The organism is Streptomyces luteireticuli, from assembly GCF_041519305.1.
Taxonomy (GTDB): domain Bacteria; phylum Actinomycetota; class Actinomycetes; order Streptomycetales; family Streptomycetaceae; genus Streptomyces; species Streptomyces luteireticuli.
Genome location: NZ_CP167927.1, coordinates 3,690,984 through 3,707,398, shown reverse-complemented (window position 1 = coordinate 3,707,398; position 16,415 = coordinate 3,690,984). Strand labels below are relative to the sequence as shown.

13 protein-coding genes are annotated in these 16,415 nt (G+C 74.0%); 9 read left to right on the top strand and 4 right to left on the bottom strand.

Translation table 11 applies throughout. The annotated features are described in order from the left end of the window. Positions 1-174: 174 nt before the first annotated feature. From AB8735_RS16310 to AB8735_RS16295, 4 genes are read left to right on the top strand one after another with little or no spacing between them, the layout of a single operon-like run. Positions 175-1,152 (top strand): fumarylacetoacetate hydrolase family protein, encoded by a 978-nt coding sequence (locus tag AB8735_RS16310; RefSeq protein WP_372408095.1) that lies wholly within the window; start codon positions 175-177, stop codon positions 1,150-1,152. Next, positions 1,152-2,393, top strand: a complete 1,242-nt coding sequence (locus AB8735_RS16305; RefSeq protein ID WP_372408094.1) for a thiolase family protein — start codon at positions 1,152-1,154, stop codon at positions 2,391-2,393. Before AB8735_RS16310 ends, AB8735_RS16305 begins: the two co-directional genes overlap by 1 nt. Continuing rightward, on the top strand, positions 2,390-3,949 hold the full coding sequence (locus AB8735_RS16300) for an AMP-binding protein (protein ID WP_372408093.1): 1,560 nt from the start codon (positions 2,390-2,392) through the stop codon (positions 3,947-3,949). The genes AB8735_RS16305 and AB8735_RS16300 overlap by 4 nt, the downstream gene beginning before the upstream one ends. A 51-nt stretch (positions 3,950-4,000) precedes the next feature. Further along, on the top strand, positions 4,001-4,801 hold the full coding sequence (locus tag AB8735_RS16295; protein WP_372408091.1) for a cyclase family protein: 801 nt from the start codon (positions 4,001-4,003) through the stop codon (positions 4,799-4,801). 310 nt (positions 4,802-5,111) lie between these two features. Here the strand turns inward: AB8735_RS16295 and AB8735_RS16290 are convergent, their stop codons facing one another. Both AB8735_RS16290 and AB8735_RS16285 read right to left on the bottom strand, forming a co-directional pair. Beyond that, on the bottom strand, positions 5,112-6,197 hold the full coding sequence (locus AB8735_RS16290) for a hypothetical protein (RefSeq protein ID WP_372408089.1): 1,086 nt from the start codon (positions 6,195-6,197) through the stop codon (positions 5,112-5,114). A gap of 26 nt (positions 6,198-6,223) precedes the next feature. Continuing rightward, the gene (locus AB8735_RS16285; protein WP_344023677.1) at positions 6,224-6,832 is read right to left on the bottom strand and encodes a TetR family transcriptional regulator; all 609 of its coding nucleotides are present in this window, start codon (positions 6,830-6,832) and stop codon (positions 6,224-6,226) included. 370 nt (positions 6,833-7,202) lie between these two features. On the opposite strand from AB8735_RS16285, the gene AB8735_RS16280 reads away from it, so the two are divergent. From AB8735_RS16280 to AB8735_RS16265, 4 genes are all read left to right on the top strand, one after another. After that, positions 7,203-8,024 carry a helix-turn-helix transcriptional regulator gene (locus AB8735_RS16280; protein ID WP_344023681.1) on the top strand — a complete coding sequence of 274 codons (822 nt, stop codon included), beginning with the start codon at positions 7,203-7,205 and terminating at the stop codon, positions 8,022-8,024. Between the two features lie 205 nt (positions 8,025-8,229). Beyond that, complete coding sequence (locus AB8735_RS16275) at positions 8,230-12,252, top strand: type I polyketide synthase (protein ID WP_372408088.1); 4,023 nt, start codon at positions 8,230-8,232, stop codon at positions 12,250-12,252. Positions 12,253-12,313: 61 nt separating this feature from the next. Continuing rightward, on the top strand, positions 12,314-13,540 hold the full coding sequence (gene ccrA / locus AB8735_RS16270; protein ID WP_344023685.1) for a crotonyl-CoA carboxylase/reductase: 1,227 nt from the start codon (positions 12,314-12,316) through the stop codon (positions 13,538-13,540). Positions 13,541-13,740: 200 nt separating this feature from the next. Beyond that, the gene (locus AB8735_RS16265; protein ID WP_372408086.1) at positions 13,741-14,610 is read left to right on the top strand and encodes a Bax inhibitor-1/YccA family protein; all 870 of its coding nucleotides are present in this window, start codon (positions 13,741-13,743) and stop codon (positions 14,608-14,610) included. A gap of 87 nt (positions 14,611-14,697) precedes the next feature. Here AB8735_RS16265 and AB8735_RS16260 read toward each other — a convergent pair whose 3' ends face one another. Then, positions 14,698-14,928 carry a DUF4287 domain-containing protein gene (locus tag AB8735_RS16260; RefSeq protein ID WP_344023695.1) on the bottom strand — a complete coding sequence of 77 codons (231 nt, stop codon included), beginning with the start codon at positions 14,926-14,928 and terminating at the stop codon, positions 14,698-14,700. 98 nt (positions 14,929-15,026) lie between these two features. Here AB8735_RS16260 and AB8735_RS16255 point away from each other — a divergent pair, with 98 nt between their 5' ends. Continuing rightward, complete coding sequence (locus AB8735_RS16255; protein ID WP_344023689.1) at positions 15,027-15,359, top strand: hypothetical protein; 333 nt, start codon at positions 15,027-15,029, stop codon at positions 15,357-15,359. 16 nt (positions 15,360-15,375) lie between these two features. Here the strand turns inward: AB8735_RS16255 and AB8735_RS16250 are convergent, their stop codons facing one another. Next, positions 15,376-16,218 carry a hypothetical protein gene (locus AB8735_RS16250; protein WP_372411857.1) on the bottom strand — a complete coding sequence of 281 codons (843 nt, stop codon included), beginning with the start codon at positions 16,216-16,218 and terminating at the stop codon, positions 15,376-15,378. Positions 16,219-16,415 lie beyond the last annotated feature (197 nt).

Genomic DNA, 16,415 nt, shown 5'->3' with positions numbered 1-16,415 from the left:
CGGCGCGTCCTGCCCTGCGGAAGCGGTGGCCTCTGTTCCCTGCCGTCCGGTTTCGCCCGCGCTGCGTCCGTATTCCGGTGTTCCGGACCACCGACCGCACGATTGCCGACCGCACGACCACCGACCGCACGACTGCCGACGCACGATCGCCGACCGCACGATCGGAGTTGCCCCATGCGCCTGATCACCTTCGAGAGGCAGAGCCAGCCGGACCGGCCCCGCGCCGGGGTGCTGCTGGACGGCGACGCCGTCGTCCTCGACCTGTCCGCCGCCGCGCCCGGCGATGCCGCGCTCGGCTCGCTCCAGGCCCTGATCGAGTCCGGGGAGCCCGGCCTGGACCGGGTGCGGGAGCTCGTCGCGCGGCGGCCCGGGGCGGCCCTGCTCGCCCGGGACAACGTCCGGCTGCTGGCGCCGCTGCCGCGCCCGGCCCGGCTGCGCGACTGCGGGCTGTTCATCGCCCATCTGGAGGTGGGGCTGCGGGAGCTGGCCCGGCGGCAGGCCGCCGGCGCCGCGGACCCCGCCGCCGAGTTCGACCGGCTGATGGCCGGCGGGAAGTTCGACCTGAGCCCGCTCTTCCGGGAGCGCGTCATGTACTACACCGCCGACCACCTCGCCGTCAGCGGGCCCGATGACGAGATCGTGGCGCCCTCCGGCTCCAAGGAGCTGGATTTCGAGCTGGAGTTCGCGGCGGTGGTGGGCCGCACCGGCCGGGAGGTGAAGCCGGACGAGGCCCACGCGTACATCTTCGGCTACACGGTCTTCAACGACTGGAGCGCGCGCGACCTCCAGGCCGTCCTGATGCGGGCCGGCGTCGGGCCCTGCGAGGGCAAGGACTTCGCCGGCTCCAACACCCTCGGCCCCTGCATCGTCACCCGCGACGAGCTGACCGACCCGTACGCCCTCACCATGACCGCCCGGGTCAACGGCGAGGAGTGGTCGCGCGGCACCACCGACGGCATGGAGCACAGCTTCGAGGACGCGATCGTGCACCTGAGCCGGGACCGGGCGGTGCACGCGGGGGAGGTCATCGGATCCGGAACTGTCCCGTCCGGTACGGCGCTCGACCTCGGACGGCGGCTCGCGGACGGGGACGTGGTCGAGCTGGAGGTCGAGCGGATCGGCGTCCTGCGCAACACCGTCAGGGTCCCCTGATGAACGAGGTGTACGTGCTCGGCGTGGGCCGCACCGCCTACGGCAGGTTCCCGGACCTGACCGTCGGCGCCCTCGCGGGGGAGGCCCTCGCGCGCTGCCTCGCCGACTCCGGGTGCGAACTCTCCGCTGTGGACGGGGTGTTCTTCGCCAACGCCACTCAGGGCGCCCTGGAGGGGCAGCATCTGGTCCGCGGGCAGGCCGCCCTGCGGGACGCCGGGGTCGAGGGCGTCCCGGTGGTCAACGTCGAGAACGCCTGCGCGAGCGGGGCCACCGCGCTGCACCTCGCGGCCACCGCGGTGCGGGCCGGCGAGATGGACGTCGCGCTCGCGATCGGCGCGGAGAAGATGTACGGGGCCGACGAGGAGCGGCTGACCGCGGCCTTCCATGGCGGCCTGGACGTCGCGCGGTGGCAGGAGGGGCTCAAGGCACTGCGCGAGGCCGCCGGGGCGGACGAGGTGCCGCCGGGCCGGCGCTCGGTCTTCATGGACATCTACGCGGCGCTCGCCGCCGACCACCGACGCCGCCATCCTTCCTGTACACCGCGCGAGTTGGCCGCCGTCACCGCCAAGAACCGGCGGCACGGCGCGCTCAACCCGCTCGCCGCCCGCCGCGAGGAGCTCACCGCCGACGAGGTGCTGGCCGCGCGGGAGGTCGCGGCCCCGCTCACCGTCCCGATGTGCGCGCCCATCGGCGACGGCGCCGCGGCCGCCCTGGTCTGCTCGCCCGCCGTCGTCCGCCGGCTGGGTGCCCGCCGGGCGGTCCGGCTGCGGGCCTCCGTGGTCGTCTCGGGCACCGGGCGCACGCTCGACGAGCCGGAGCGCGCGATCACCCGGCGCGCCGCTGCGCTCGCCTACGAGCGGGCCGGACTGGGCCCCGACGACGTCTCGCTCGCCGAGGTCCACGACGCCACCGCGGTCGGCGAGGTGCTCCAGGCCGAGGCGCTCGGCCTGGTCCCGCCCGGCGAGGGAGGCCCGGCCGCCGCCCGCGGCGAGACGGCCCTCGGCGGCCGGCTGCCGGTCAACACCTCCGGCGGGCTGGAGTCCAACGGCCACCCGGTCGGGGCCACCGGCATCGGTCAGATCCACGAACTGGTCACCCAGCTGCGGGGCGAGGCGGGCGCCCGGCAGGTGCCCGGGGCCCGCATCGGGCTCGCGGAGAACGGTGGCGGCTTCCTGGGCTTCGAGGAGGCCGCCGCGGCGGTTCTGGTGCTGGAGGCGCCGGAGGCGGGGAGGCGGTCATGAACATCGCGGAGCTGCTGCGGCGCGCCGCCGCGGCGAACCCTTACGCCCCCGCCGTCTGCGAGGGGGCCGACGTCCTGCGGGACCACCGTCAACTCGCCGACCGGGCACAGGCGATCGGCGACGCGCTGGTCCGGGAGCACGGGCTGCGCCCCGGCGACCGGGTCGCACTGGCCATGCGCAACACGCCCCTCTACCCGGAGGTGCTGTTCGGGGTCTGGTGGGCCGGTCTGGTGGCCGTCCCGCTCAACGCCCGCCTCCATCCCAAGGAGTTCGCACAGCTCGCCGAGGACTGCGGGGCGGGGCTCTGCGTCGCCACGGACGAACTGGCCGGTCCGCTGCGGGCGCAGGGCCTCGGCGCGACCGCGCTCGTGGCGGCGGACGAGCTGGTGGCCGGCGCCGGGCGCGGTGTCGCCCGGGCGCCGTCCACCGCGGGCGACGACGACCCGGCGTGGCTCTTCTACACCAGTGGCACCACCGGGCGTTCCAAGGGCGCCGTGCTCACCCACGGCAACCTGGCCGCGGCCACCCGCAGCGCACTCGCCGACATCGGGACGGGTGTCGACGCCGCGATGCTGCACATCGCGCCGATGTCGCACGCGGGCGGGCTCTTCGGCCTGGCCCATGTCGCCCGGGCCCGGGCCCAGGTCTTCCCGCGCGGCAGCGCGGTGAACGCGGACACCCTCGGGGAGGCGCTGCGGGCCTTCGGGCCCGTCAGCCTCTTCGCGGTCCCGACCGTCCTGCGCCGGCTGCTCGACCCGGGGCTGCTGGACGGGGAGTTGGTGCCGCTCGTGCACCGGATCCTTTACGGCGGAGCCCCGATGTACCGGGCGGACCTGGAGAAGGCCGTCGCCCGCTTCGGCGCCGGGCGCCTGTGGCAGGGCTACGGGCAGGGCGAGTCCCCGGGCACGATCACCCACCTGCGGCCCGAGGACCATGCCGGGCCCGCCGCCCGGCTGGAGAGCGTCGGCCGGGCCCGCACCGGCGTCGAGGTGCGGGTGGCGGACGACGACGGGCGGGCCCTGCCGCCCGGGGAGACCGGCGAGGTCCTCGTCCGGGGCGCCACCGTGATGGCGGGGTACTGGAACTCCCCCGAGGCCACCGCCCGGGCGCTGCGCGACGGCTGGCTGCACACCGGGGACCTGGGGCGCCTCGACGCGGACGGCTTCCTCACGCTGGTCGACCGGGCCAAGGACCTGATCATCGCCGGGGGTTCCAACATCTACCCCCGTGAGGTGGAGGAGGTGCTCCTGCGCCACCCGTCGGTCGCCGAGGCGGCCGTCGTCGGCGGGGCGGACGCGGAGTGGGGCGAGCTGCCGGTGGCCTTCGTCGTGCCCTCGGGCGGGGACGGCGGGGACGGCGGGGACGGCAGGGACAGCGGGGACGGTGGGGACGCCCTTGCGGCCGCCCTGGAGAGGCACTGTCTCGCCGAGATGGCGCGCTACAAGCGGCCGCGCCGGTTCCTCTTCGTGGCCGAACTGCCCAAGAACTCCTACGGAAAGGTGCTCAAGACCGAGCTCCGGGGGCTGATCGGCCGGATCCCGGAAGACCACCGCTGAGACCCGAGACACGAGATCTGAGACCGACACAGAGAGTTGGGACGATCTGAAATGAGCCGCATCGTCGACCTGACATCCCCCATCGACTCCCGCGACCTCGACCTCATCCCCGACAACCAGCCCGAGCTGGCGCTCGTGGTGGCGCCGCGGATGGACTACCTCACGCACGAGGACTGGGGTCTGGACTTCATGGTCGCCTCCTTCGGGTGCGACCCCGAGGACGTACCCGGCCGAGCGGGGCCGGCCGGGGAGGTCATGCACGAGATCAGCACACACTGCGGGACGCACGTGGACGCCCCCCTGCACAGCGGGGCGACCTGCGAGGGGCGCCCCTCGCGCACCATCAGTGACATCGGGCTGGAGGAGCTGTACCGGCCGGGGATGGTGCTGGACGTCCGGGAATGGGCCAGGCCGGGGGAGGCGATCCCGGTCGAGGCGCTCAAGCAGGCCATCGCCGCGACGGGGCGGGACGTGGAGCCGGGGGACGCCGTGCTCATCCGCACCGGGCAGGAGCGGTACACGCTGCGCGATCCCGAGTACTTCGCGTACCCCGGGATGTCCGGGGCCGGTACGCGGTACCTCACCGGGCTCGGGGCGACGGTGCTGGGCACGGACGCGATCGGGTGGGACCGGCCGATTCCCGCGATGCGCCGGGCGTTCCACGAGACGGGGGACTCCCGGCACATCTGGGACGGGCACTACGCGATCCGTGACAAGGAGGCGCTGATCGTGCAACAGCTCGTCAATCTGGGGGCGTTGCCGCTGACGGGCTTCATGGTGGGCTTCTTCCCGCTGAAGCTCACGGGGACGAGTGCGGCGCCGGCGCGGGCGGTGGCGTTCGTGGAGGGGTGAGCGGGCGGGGCGGGTTCTACGGGGTTTTGCCCCCGGCCCGCCCTTTCACCTCCCCCAGAGGGGGTGCCCCCATTCCGGGGCTCCGCCCCCCGGCCCGGTACCGCGCTCCGCGCGGTGGGCGGGGGCTGCGCCCCCTGCGCCCCTGCTTCGGGGCTCCGCCCCGGACCCCGTTTGTCGCGGCTCCGCCGCTCGTCCTCAAGCGCCGGACGGGCTATTTCAGCCCGTCCGGCGCTTGAGGACTGGGGGTGCCCCCTCCGGGGGAGCCCGCAGGGCGCTTCGGGGCGCAGGCCCGGGGAGGGGCGGCAAATCCCTACCGGGCCGGCACCGCGGCCCGTTCCTCCTGCGGCGCGGGGGCTCCAGCCCCCACAGCCGCCCGCTTCGAGGCGACCCGCGCCCCCAGCGTGAACAGCGCCAGCCCGCCCACCAGCCAGCACCCCAGCACGATCAGCGCACGCCCGCACCCGGCCCCGTCGAAGAACGCCGTCGACCGCAGCAGCGTCCCTCCGGCCCCGGGCGGCAGGAACTGGCCGAAGGTGCCCCAGCCGGACGGCAGCCACTCGGGGCCGGAGGCCAGACCCGACAGCGGGTTGCCGAGGAAGATCATCATGGCGGCGCCCAGGCCCAGGCCCCGGCCGCCCAGCACCGCGTGCAGGCCCATGATCGTCACGGAGGTCGCGGCGGTGCTGAACGCGACGGCCAGCGAGATCAGCAGGTAGTTCCCGTCGGTGATCCCGAAGCCGTACTGGAGGAGCGCGGTGAGCGAGAAGCCGCCGAGCAGGGCGAAGCCGAGGGCGGTGACGGCCCGTTGGGCGGGGGAGCGCAGGAGCAGGACGATGGCCGCGGCGGCCAGGTAGCCGCCGAGGACCAGGGGCAGGGCCCCGGCCGAGAGCCCGACCGCGTTGGGGTCGTCGGACGTCGGCGGGTACAGGTCGTGGACGGTGGCGCCGACTCCCGCCGCGGCGGGGTCGAGCGTGAGGGCCAGCGCGCGCAGGGTCGCGGCGACCGACGGCCCGGCCGTGGTCGCGATCAGCACCTTCGGCTTCGCGCCGGGCTTCGTGCCGAGGACGACGGCCCCGTACGCGTCGCGGTCGTCGATCCGCTCGCGCGCGGCGTCCGCGTCGGCCACCTTCTCGATCCGGAAGGCGCCCGGCTTCGCCTCCGCCAGCCGGTCGGCGATCCTGTCGGCGGCAGGGCCGGGTCCGGCGACGGCGATCGGCACCTTGTGCGGGCCGGAGTTGATCGCGGGCAGGGCGAACGCCGTGAGCATGGCCACGAGGAGGAGGGTGAGGCCGACGACGAGGACGGGGACCTTGCGCCAGCCCGCCGCGGCGGGGGAGGCGGGTCCGGGGGCTCCTGATCCGGGGGAGGCGGATTCGGGAGGGGCTGTCGGGGGCATGGCGGACGTCTCTCTGTGAGGGGCGGTCACGGGTCGACGCGCACGCGCCGCATCGCCCGGCGCACGGCGTCGGCGACGGGTGTGTCCCCGCCACTGCGCACCCAGTGCTCGAAGGTGACGCGGAAGGTCGTGAACGCGAGCGTGGCCGCGAGGCGCGGATAGAGGTCCCGCTCGGCGTCGGTGCCGGTGCGCCGGGCGATCTCGGTGGCCAGGATGGCGGCCATCCCGGCCTCGAACCGGACCTGTTCGGCGGCGAGCTGGGAGTGGGTCAGGGCCAGCCGGGCGCGCAGGACGGTGGCCGGGTCGAAGGAGGGCTCGGCCAGGGCGGCGACGAAGGCGTGGGTGAGCGCCTCCCACAGCGGTTCCTGGGGCGGGCGCGCGGCCAGTTCCTCCCGGACGCGTTCGGCCCGGTCGGCCCCGGAGGCCATGACGGCCTCCTCCTTGCTGGAGAAGTAGTTGTTGAACGTGCGGGGGGAGACCCCGGCCTCGGCCGCGATGTCCTCGACCCGCACGGCCGCCCAGCCGCGTTCGGCGGCCAGCCGCAGGGCCGCCAGGCCGAGTGCCGTCCGGGTCGCCTTCTTCTTGCGCTCCCGCAGGCCCTGCCCGGCCGGCTCCTTGCGCGCTGCTGTGCCCATGCGGCGCACAGTACAGAAAGTGCGTGGCACGCAAAATTGCGGACCGCGCAGAAAGAGCCAACTACCGGCGGTACGGCGGGCGGTGACGGCGCTGGCCGCGGGCCCGTCCGGGCGGTCCCGCCGTGCGGCGCGGCCCCGGCCGTTTGGCCGGATGTCAACCCTCGCGCAGCGGTGGCGCGTTGACGGACTTACGCTACGGATTGTAGCGTTACCGATCGGTAGGGTTGTGATCCGTGGGGGAGGCGAGGTGTACGGAGACGTGCGTTCCGCTGATTCCGTACCGCCGTCCGTGGATTCCACGGCATTTCCCCGCAGTTGAGTTCACGGCCCCGCCGACCGGACGGGGTGCAACGAACTCACTGGGGCGTGCATGCGTATTCCCAATTCCCTCTACATGGTCCCCGAACCGGGCGACCGGGCCGCCGGGGAAATACCCCCCGGAGGTGACGGGGCGGAGTCCGGCGACATCGACCAGGTGCTCGCGCGGATGCGGCCGTTGATCGAATCCGCGGTGAACAGCACGCAAATTCGCGCGCTGGAGGATTCGGCGCTCGCGGTCATCGACGACCGGACGGCCGCGATCCGTGCGCTCAACAGCCTCGTGGGCGAGGCGAAGTTGTCGGTGACGCTGCTCGTCCCCCCGACCAGGGACGCCCCGCGCCTGGTGGCCGCCGCCCTCGGCGCCCTGGCCGCCCGCGGCCCGCGGGACGCCCGGGTGCAGATCCTCGCCCCGCCCGAGATGGCCGGCGACGAGCGGCTGGCCCGGCTCGCCACCCTGCTCGACGGGGTGGAGATCCGCCTGGCCGCGGGCGTGCGGCACGCCGCCGCGGTCGTCGACCAGCGGGTCGCGCTGATCCGCCCCGGCGAGGCCACCGTCTTCGGTGCCGAGGCCTCCGTCGTCCGCGCCCCCGCCGTGGTCCGGGCGCTCTACGACATCATGATGACGGCCTGGTACCGGGCCGCCCCGCTGGCGGGCTACCAGCGGCTCCAGGAATGCCTGCGCCGGGATTCCGGGGCGCGCATCCTGCGCATGCTCGGCGAGGGATACACCGACGAGGTGGCCGCCCGTGAACTCGACATTTCCGTCCGCACCTATCGCCGCCGCGTCGCGGACATCATGCGGCTGCTCGGCGCCCGTTCCCGGTTCCAGGCGGGTGTACATGCCTCGAACGCAGGTCTGTTACGGGCTTAGACAATTCTTTGTGTCGGGCGCGTCACACGGCGGCAGGAACCTGCCACGGCCGCCCGGGACTTCCGGACAACCCGGTGCCGGCCCGGCAGTTTCCTGACCGGGCCGTTGAACATTCCGCGCGCCGTATCCCAGAGTCGGAGTCCGAAAGCCGCGCAGCCCACTCCGCCGCGCGAACACCCCCCGGACTTAAGGAAGTCACGTACCCATGGGCGAAAACGACCCGGTGCGTCCCGCTCCGATAGCGATCGTGGGAATCGGCTGCAGGGTTCCCGGCGCCGACGGCCCGGACGCCTTCTGGCGCCTGCTGACCGACGAGGTCTGCACGGTGGAGGACGTACCGGCCACCCGCTTCGGGAGGCAGTACGAGGTGCCGGGCGCCCGCGTCCGCTCCGGGCTGCTGGAGGACGTGGACCGGTTCGACGCCGGGTACTTCGGGATCTCCCCGCGCGAGGCGGCGGGCATGGACCCGCAGCAGCGGCTCTTCATGGAGGCCGTCTGGGAGGCGCTGGAGGACGGCGGGCAGGACACCGGCAAACTGGCCGGCACCCGCACCGGGGTCTACGTCGGCACCACCGCCGTCCACTACTGGGAGCTCCAGCAGTCCGTCGGCCACCCCGACATCCACGCCTCGCTCGGCGCCGGCTCCCGCTCCACCGCCACCGGACGCGTCTCCTTCGCCCTGGACCTGAACGGCCCCGGCCTGTCCGTCGACACCGCCTGCTCCTCCTCGCTGACCGCCATCGCCCTGGCCTGCCAGAGTCTGCGCGCGGGCGAGTCGACGGTCGCCATCGCGGGCGGCTCCCAGCTGCTGCTGACCAACACCGAGAACCATGGCTTCGTCGACGCCGCCGTCTTCGGCGAGAACTGCCGCTTCGGCTCCGCCGACGCCAGCGGCTTCGTCTTCAGCGAGGGCGTCGGCGCGGTGATCCTCAAACCGCTGGACCGCGCGCTCGCCGACGGCGACCCGGTCCGGGCCGTCATCCGTGGCTGGGGCATGAACAACGACGGCGCCGGCAGCGACACGATGATCAACCCGGCGGTGAGCGGCCAGCGGGAGATGCTCCGCCTGGCCTACGCGGACGCCGGGATCCCGGTCACCGACGTCGACTGCATCGAGGCGCACGGCACCGGCACCCGCGCCGGCGACCCCGTCGAACTCGGCGCCATCGCGGCCGAGATGGGCGCCCCCCGCGAGCGGCCGCTGCTCGTCGGCTCCGTGAAGAGCAACATCGGCCACACCGGCTCCGCCGCCGGCGTCCTCGGCCTGATCAAGACCGTGCTGGCCCTCCAGCACCGCACCGTCCCCCGCAGCCTGCACGTCACCGAGCGCACCACCGCCGTCGACTGGGACGGCGCCGGTCTGGACATCCCGCACGCCGCCGCCGTGCCGCTCGCGGCCGAGGGCCGGCCGCTGACCGCCGGCGTGAGCGCCTTCGGCGTCTCGGGCACCAACGTCCACATCGTGCTGACCGAGGCCGACCCCGCCGTCGCCCCCGTCCGGCACGCCGAGGTCACCGAGCGCGGCGCCGACCACCTCCTCCCCGTCTCCGCCGCCTCCCCCGAGGCCCTGCGGCAGCGCGTCCTCGACCTGGCCGACCACCTCGAAGGCGCCGGGAGGGACGCGGACCTGGCCGACCTCTGCCACACCGCCGCCGTCCGCCGCGCCCACCACGACGTGCGGACCTCCGTCGTCGCCGACAGCCACGAGACCCTCGCCGAACGGCTGCGCGAGGCCGCCGAGGAGGCGGCCGGGGCCGGCTGGGCGGGCCGTCCGCGCGTCGCCTTCGTCTTCTCCGGCCACGGCTCCCAGTGGATCGGCATGGCCCGCGAACTCATGGACGTCTCCCCGGCGTTCAGCGCCGCGCTGATGCGCTGCGACGAGGCCGTGCGCGCCGAGACCGGCTGGTCAGTCATCGACCGCCTGAGCGACGGCACCGACCTGGTGAACGAGACCGTCGCGATCGTCCACCCCGTCCTGTGGGCCGTCCAGGTCTCCCTCGCCGAGACCTGGCGGGCCTGGGGCGTCGAGCCGGACGTGGTCCTCGGGCACAGCATGGGCGAGTCCGCCGCCGCCTGCGTCTCCGGGGCGCTGAGCGTCGCCGACGCCGCGGCCGTCGTCTGTCGCCGCGCCCGGCTCATCCGCGACCGCGTCCGGGGCCAGGGGACGATGTCGGTGGCCGCCCTGACCGCGGGCGAGGCGGAGACCCTGATCGCCGAACTCGCGGTGGACGTCGCCGTCGCGGCCAGCAACGGCCCGCGCACCACCGTCCTCGCCGGCGAGGTCGAGGGCATCGAGAAGATCAAGGCCGAGCTGGACGCCCGCGACGTGTTCTGCCGCGTCATGGCTGCGGAAGCCGCCTCGCACTGCGCCAAGATGGAGCCGCTGCTCGGCGAACTCGCCGCGGAACTCCGGGAGATCGCCCCGCGCGCCGGCCGGGTCCCGATGCGCTCCACCGTCACCCGCGAGCTGGAGGACGGCTCCGGCCTCGACGCGTCGTACTGGACGCGCAACATCCGCGGCCGCGTCCACTTCCACGAGGCCGTGCTCGCCGTCGCCGAGGCGGGCGAGACCGTCTTCGTCGAGATCAGCCCGCACCCCGTGCTGTCCCGGGCGGTGGAGGAGACCCTCGCCGACGCCGGTCTGCCCGGCACCGTCGTCGGCTCGCTGCTGCGCGAACGGCCCGAGCGCGAGACCCTGCTGACCCACCTGGGCAAGGTCTACGAGGCGGGCGCGCCCGTCGACTGGGAGAAGCTGCACGGCGCCGGGCGCTGCGTCCCGCTGCCGCGCTACCCCTGGCAGCGGGAGAGCTACTGGGTGGAGGACCTGGACGCGCTGCCGCGGACGTACGAGTTCCGGCTGGACGCGCCGGACACGCCCTTCCTCCTGCCGGCCCCGGACGGCGGCCCGGCCGTCGTCCACGGGCCCGAGTTCGTGGAGGCGGCCCGGGCGGCCGCGGCGAAGGCGGCGGGCACGGACGGGGTGCGCGTCACAGGCGCGGACATCGGCGAGGCGCTGCTGGTGCGCCCCGGCGAGGCCCCCGTGCTGCGGGTCGTCCTCACCCCCGGCGCGGCGGAGGGCAGTTGGTCCTTCGCGGTCGAGAGCCGCACCGGCGCGGGCGCGTGGACGCCGCGTGCCTCCGGCGCCGTCGCCGCGTCCTCCGCGGCGGCCGCGTACGAGCCGCCCGCCGGGGTGCTCGCCCGCTGCCCGGAGACCCTGGACGCCGGCGCCTTCTACCGCCGCACCGCGGCGGCCGGGGCGCTCCGGCCCGTCCTGGAGGAGGTCCGGCTGGGCACCGGCGAGGCCGTCGCCCGGCTGCGCCGCCCCGCCGGGACGGAGCCGAGGCCGGGCCACCCGGTCCACCCGGAGCTGGTCCGCTCGGCCTACCAGCCGGCGCTGGCGCTGGTGCCGGACCCCTCGCTCCTCACCCCGCGGCTGACCGAGTTCGTGGTGTCGGGCCCGGCGACCGAGGAACTGTGGTCCGTCTGCCGGATCAGCGAGGACGCGGGCGGCGAACTCGCCCTGGACGTGGCCCTCTTCGACGACGGGCAGCGGCTCGTCGCCGAGGCCAAGGGCATGCCCGTCGGCCGCCCGGCCGGCGGGGAGGAAGAGAACCGGAACGGGGAGAACACGGTGAACGCGACGGAGCCGGTGGAGCACACGAGGGCGGAGGAGCCCGCGGCGCGGGCCCTCCCGGCCGCCGCCGGCCAAGGCGTCGAGCTGACCGGTGAACTGCGGCTCACCGACCCGGCGAGCGGCTTCGTGATCGAACTGCGCGGCAGTCTGCGCATCTCGGGGGCGGGCGTCCCGGGAACGGCCGCCGCCGTCCCGGTGGCTTCCACCCCCGCGTACGGCGCTGTCGCCGCGGCCCCCGCCGGTCCGGTCGGCACGGCTGCGGCCGCTGCTCCCGCGCCCGTGTCCGCCGCCCCGGCGCCGGTCGCGGCCGCTGCTCCCGCTCCCGCTCCGGCGACCGAGCGCGCCGCCCCCGCCGACGACCGGCCGGTCGCCGACCGCGTGGCCGGGCACGTCGCCGAGGTGCTCGGGATGCGGGTGTCCCGGCTCGACGTCAACAAGCCGTTCAACCGGCTCGGGATGGACTCCCTGATGGCCGCCGAGCTGCGCAAGCGGCTGGAGGGGGAGCTGGGCGTCTCCCTCCCCGTGGCCCGGCTGGCCAAGGGCGTCACGACCGCGTCCCTCGCCCGGGAACTGGAGGCGGAGACCGGCGCGTGACCCCCGGCCCAGCAGTACCGCAACACGCATGTGACGCCAGTCACCCGACGTGGAGGAAGAGTTGACCAAGGACCTGTACGACATCGGTCAGATGCCGCCCCTGGGCGAGGTGCCGGCGCGCATGCACGCGTCGGTCATCCGCCCGGAGCGCTACGGTCCGCCGGAGCAGGGCTTCGCCATGGAGGTCGTGGACGTGCCGAAGGCCGGCCGCGGCCAGGTCCTCGTCTACGTCATGGCGGCGGGGATCAACTACAACAACGTCTGGGCCTCGCTGGGCTACCCCTACGACGTGGTGCGGGGCCGGCAGAAGGCGGGCGAGCCGGAGGGCTTCCACATCGGCGGCTCCGAGGGCTCGGGCATCGTCTGGGCCGTCGGCGAGGGCGTCACCAACGTCAAGGTCGGTGACGAGATCCTGCTCTCCGGCTGCACCTGGGACGAGACCGCCCAGGACGTCCGGCTGGGCGGCGACCCGATGACCTCGGTCACCCAGAAGGCCTGGGGCTACGAGACCAACTACGGCACCTTCGCCCAGTACGCGCTGGTCAAGGACTTCCAGTGCCACCCCAAGCCGAAGAGCCTGTCCTGGGAGGAGGCGGCCTGCTTCCTGCTCACCGGCGCGACCGCCTACCGCCAGCTGACCGGCTGGGCCCCGCACACCGTCGAGCCCGGCGACCCGGTGCTCGTCTGGGGCGGCGCGGGCGGCCTGGGCTCGATGGCGATCCAGATCACCCGCATCCGGGGCGGCATCCCCATCGCGGTGGTCTCCGACGACGAGCGCGGCAAGTTCTGCATGGAGCTCGGCGCGGAGGGCTACATCAACCGCAACGAGTTCGACCACTGGGGACGGCTCCCCGACACCGACGACAACGCCGCGATGGCGAAGTGGATGAAGGGCGCGCGGGCCTTCGGCGCCAAGTTCTGGGAGATCCTGGGCGAGCGCCGGAACCCCAAGATCATTCTTGAGCACAGCGGCCAGAACACCATTCCCACGTCGATGTATCTGTGCGACACCGCCGGCATGGTGGTCATCTGCGGCGGCACGACCGGATACAACGGCGACGTCGACCTGCGATTCCTGTGGATGCGGCAGAAGCGCCTCCAGGGTTCGCACTTCGCGAATCTCCAGCAGTGCCGCCGGGTCATCGAACTCGCCGGGAGCAAGAAGCTCGACCCGTGTCTTTCCTGGGTGGGCGATTTCGCGGACACCGGCAAGGCGCACCAGCTGATGTACGAGAACAAGCACCCGTCGGGGAACATGGCCGTGCGCGTCAATGCCATGGCGGGCTGAGCGCCGATGTGGTGACATGGCCGGACGGCATCGCCGTCCGGCCTTTCGCCGTCCCCCGGACGGAACCGGCTGTCGCGCGATGGCGTTGTCTGGTAGGAGAGGGATACGCCAAAAGATCGTCCCACAGTACGAGAGCCATTCCTTTGCCTACCCATTACCCTTGACGGCAAGGCCGCGCAGGGTGGCCATGGAGGAGTGAAATGAGGAGCAGGAACCCGGTCTTCTCGCGACGGGGGTTCACCTCCGGAGGCGGCTACGCGAACTTCAACGCGGCACCGCAGTCCGGGTCCGCGACGCAGGGAAATCCGTACGGGAACAACCCGTACGCGCAGCCGACCAATCCTTACGCGAACAACCCGTACGCCCAGGGCGCCGCCGACGTCCAGTACGGCGGGCCGCAGGCCCCGGCGCGGTCCGGCGCGATGACGATCGACGACGTCGTCCTGCGCACCGGCATCACGCTGGCCGCGGTGATCCTCGCGGCCGGTGCGGCCTGGGCGCTGCGACTGCCCGCCCCGGTCGGCTTCGGCGCCGGTCTGGTCGCGATGGTGCTCGGTCTGGTCCAGGCGTTCAAGGCCAAGCCGTCCCCGGCGATCATCCTGGCCTACGCGGTCTTCGAGGGCCTCTTCCTCGGCGTCCTCAGCCAGGCGTACAACACGATCGCCCAGGGCGCCCCGATGCAGGCGGTGCTGGGCACCACGGCCGTCTTCGCCGGTGTCCTGGTGGCGTACAAGACGCGGCTCATCCGCGTCGACCGCCGCTTCACCCGCTTCGTGGCCGGCGCCGCGATCGGCTTCCTGCTGCTGATGACCGTCAACCTGCTGTTCGCCGTGTTCGGCGGCGGCGACGGCCTCGGCTTCCGCACCGGCGGCCTGGGCATCGTCTTCGGCATCGTCGGCGTGGTGCTCGGCGCCTGCTTCCTGGCGCTGGACTTCAAGCAGGTCGAGGACGGCGTGAAGTACGGGGCGCCGCGCGAGGAGTCGTGGCTGGCCGCGTTCGGCCTCACGCTGTCGCTGGTGTGGATCTACACCGAGCTGCTCCGCCTGATCGCGATCCTCAACCAGGACTAGCGCGGGCGGGTCCGGCACCCCATGGACGGGGCCCGGGAAGGCGATGCCTTCCCGGGCCCCGTCCCCCGTTTGCGGGGGACCGCGGCGCTACAGGAGCCTGCGCGCGGCCCGCCGGAGGTCGTACTCGTGCACGATCGCCTTGGCGTGGCCGTAGGCGAGGCCGTGCTCTCCGCGCAGCCAGCTCACCTTCTCCTCGAACCTGGACAATGCGGGGCCTTCGTCGACCGTACGCAGCCATTCCGCTATGTCACGGCCGGTGCAGTGGGGGATTCGGGAGAGCAGGTTCCGGTGGGTCTCGTCGGAGATGACGTGGGACATCGGCGCCTCCGGACGCTTCGGATGATGGTCCTTCATGTCACCGTGCCTGAGTGTTCAGCCATTGGCAACAGTCGGCAGCCGCCGCATAGTCTCGGGGCGTGGATGATGTGACGCCTCTCCTGGCCGCCGTGGACGCCTTCGCCGACCGCCTGCGCGCCCTGCCGCAGTCCCGACTGAGCCGGGGCGCGGCGGCGGAAGCGCTGGCCCTCGCCCGCGAGCTGGCCGCCCGGGCACAGCGGATCGAGGAACCGGGACAGGGCGAGCCGCGGCAGATGCCCGAGGCGGGGATGTTCGCGGTGGCGGACCAAGTGGCCGTCGCGGGCCATGACTTGGCCGAGGCCCTCGCCGCCGGGGGCGGCGGGGCGAGGGGGGTGCAGGTGGCCGAGGCCGTCGGGCTCATCGAGGAGGCGGCCCGGCGCTGCGGGCTGTGACTGTGACGCCGGGCTGTTACTGCGAGGCGATGACGCGGTCCGCCAGCACATAGACGTTGCCGGAGGCGCAGCCGAACGTCAGGGCGTAGGCGCCCGCCACGCCCGAGCCGCCCAGCAGGACGGGGGCGTCGCCGGTGCGCAGCGCGTGGGCGAGGTTCTCGGCGGTCTCCCGGTGGCCGGGCGTCAGACAGACGGTGGTGCCGTCGGCGAAGACGTAGACGTCGAGGGTGCCGAGCGGGCCCGGGCGCACGTCGGCCAGCGGGACGCCGGCGTCGGCGAGCTCGGTGAGCCGCTCGACGGTGCGCTCGTGGTCGGTCACCGGGGCGACCGGCGAGAAGTCGGGGTGCGAGGGGTGCCGGCGGCGGGCGGCGGCCAGCTCCGGGGACTCGGCGGCGTCCGCCTCGTCCGCCAGGGGCAGTTCGAGGCCGGCCAGGTCGGGCTGGCGGGGGATGTACAGGCCGTACGGACCGCCGTCGGCGGCCGTCTCGTCGGCGCCGGGGCCGGTGAGGCCGGACAGCAGCGGGGCGTCGGCGCCCGGGGCGGCGCCCAGGTCGAGGGCCTCCTGCGCGGCCCAGAAGGCGCGGGCCTCGGCCAGTTCGCGCTCGCGCTCCTCGGCGAGGGCGTCGGCGACGGCGGCACGTATCTCGGAGACCCCGGCCTCCGAGAGCTCTGCCGCGGGGGCGGTCCGGGCTGCGGGCACCTCGGCCCGCTCCGCGCGCTCCTCGGTGGCGGCCGCGGTGGCGGTCGCGAGGTCGACGCGCAGGGCGGTGATCTGCCGGCGCAGTCCGCGGGTGGCGTACAGCGCGGCGGCGCCCGCGGCCGTGGCGGTGGCAGCGGCCAGCAGCAGGGCAAGAGACATGGCGCTCACTGACGTACTCCCGGTTGCTATGGATCCCCCGAATTCCTACCTCAGCTTCGCGCGCGTCTTCCCCTGCCCCCAGTGCAAAACGTCATGAAACCGGCGGGACTTAGGGCCCGGAGGTTGTTGCTTCAACATATCTGACCTGGGGAAACGAATCTCCCCCGGGACGTTGGTCACATCCTGGGGGAGATTGG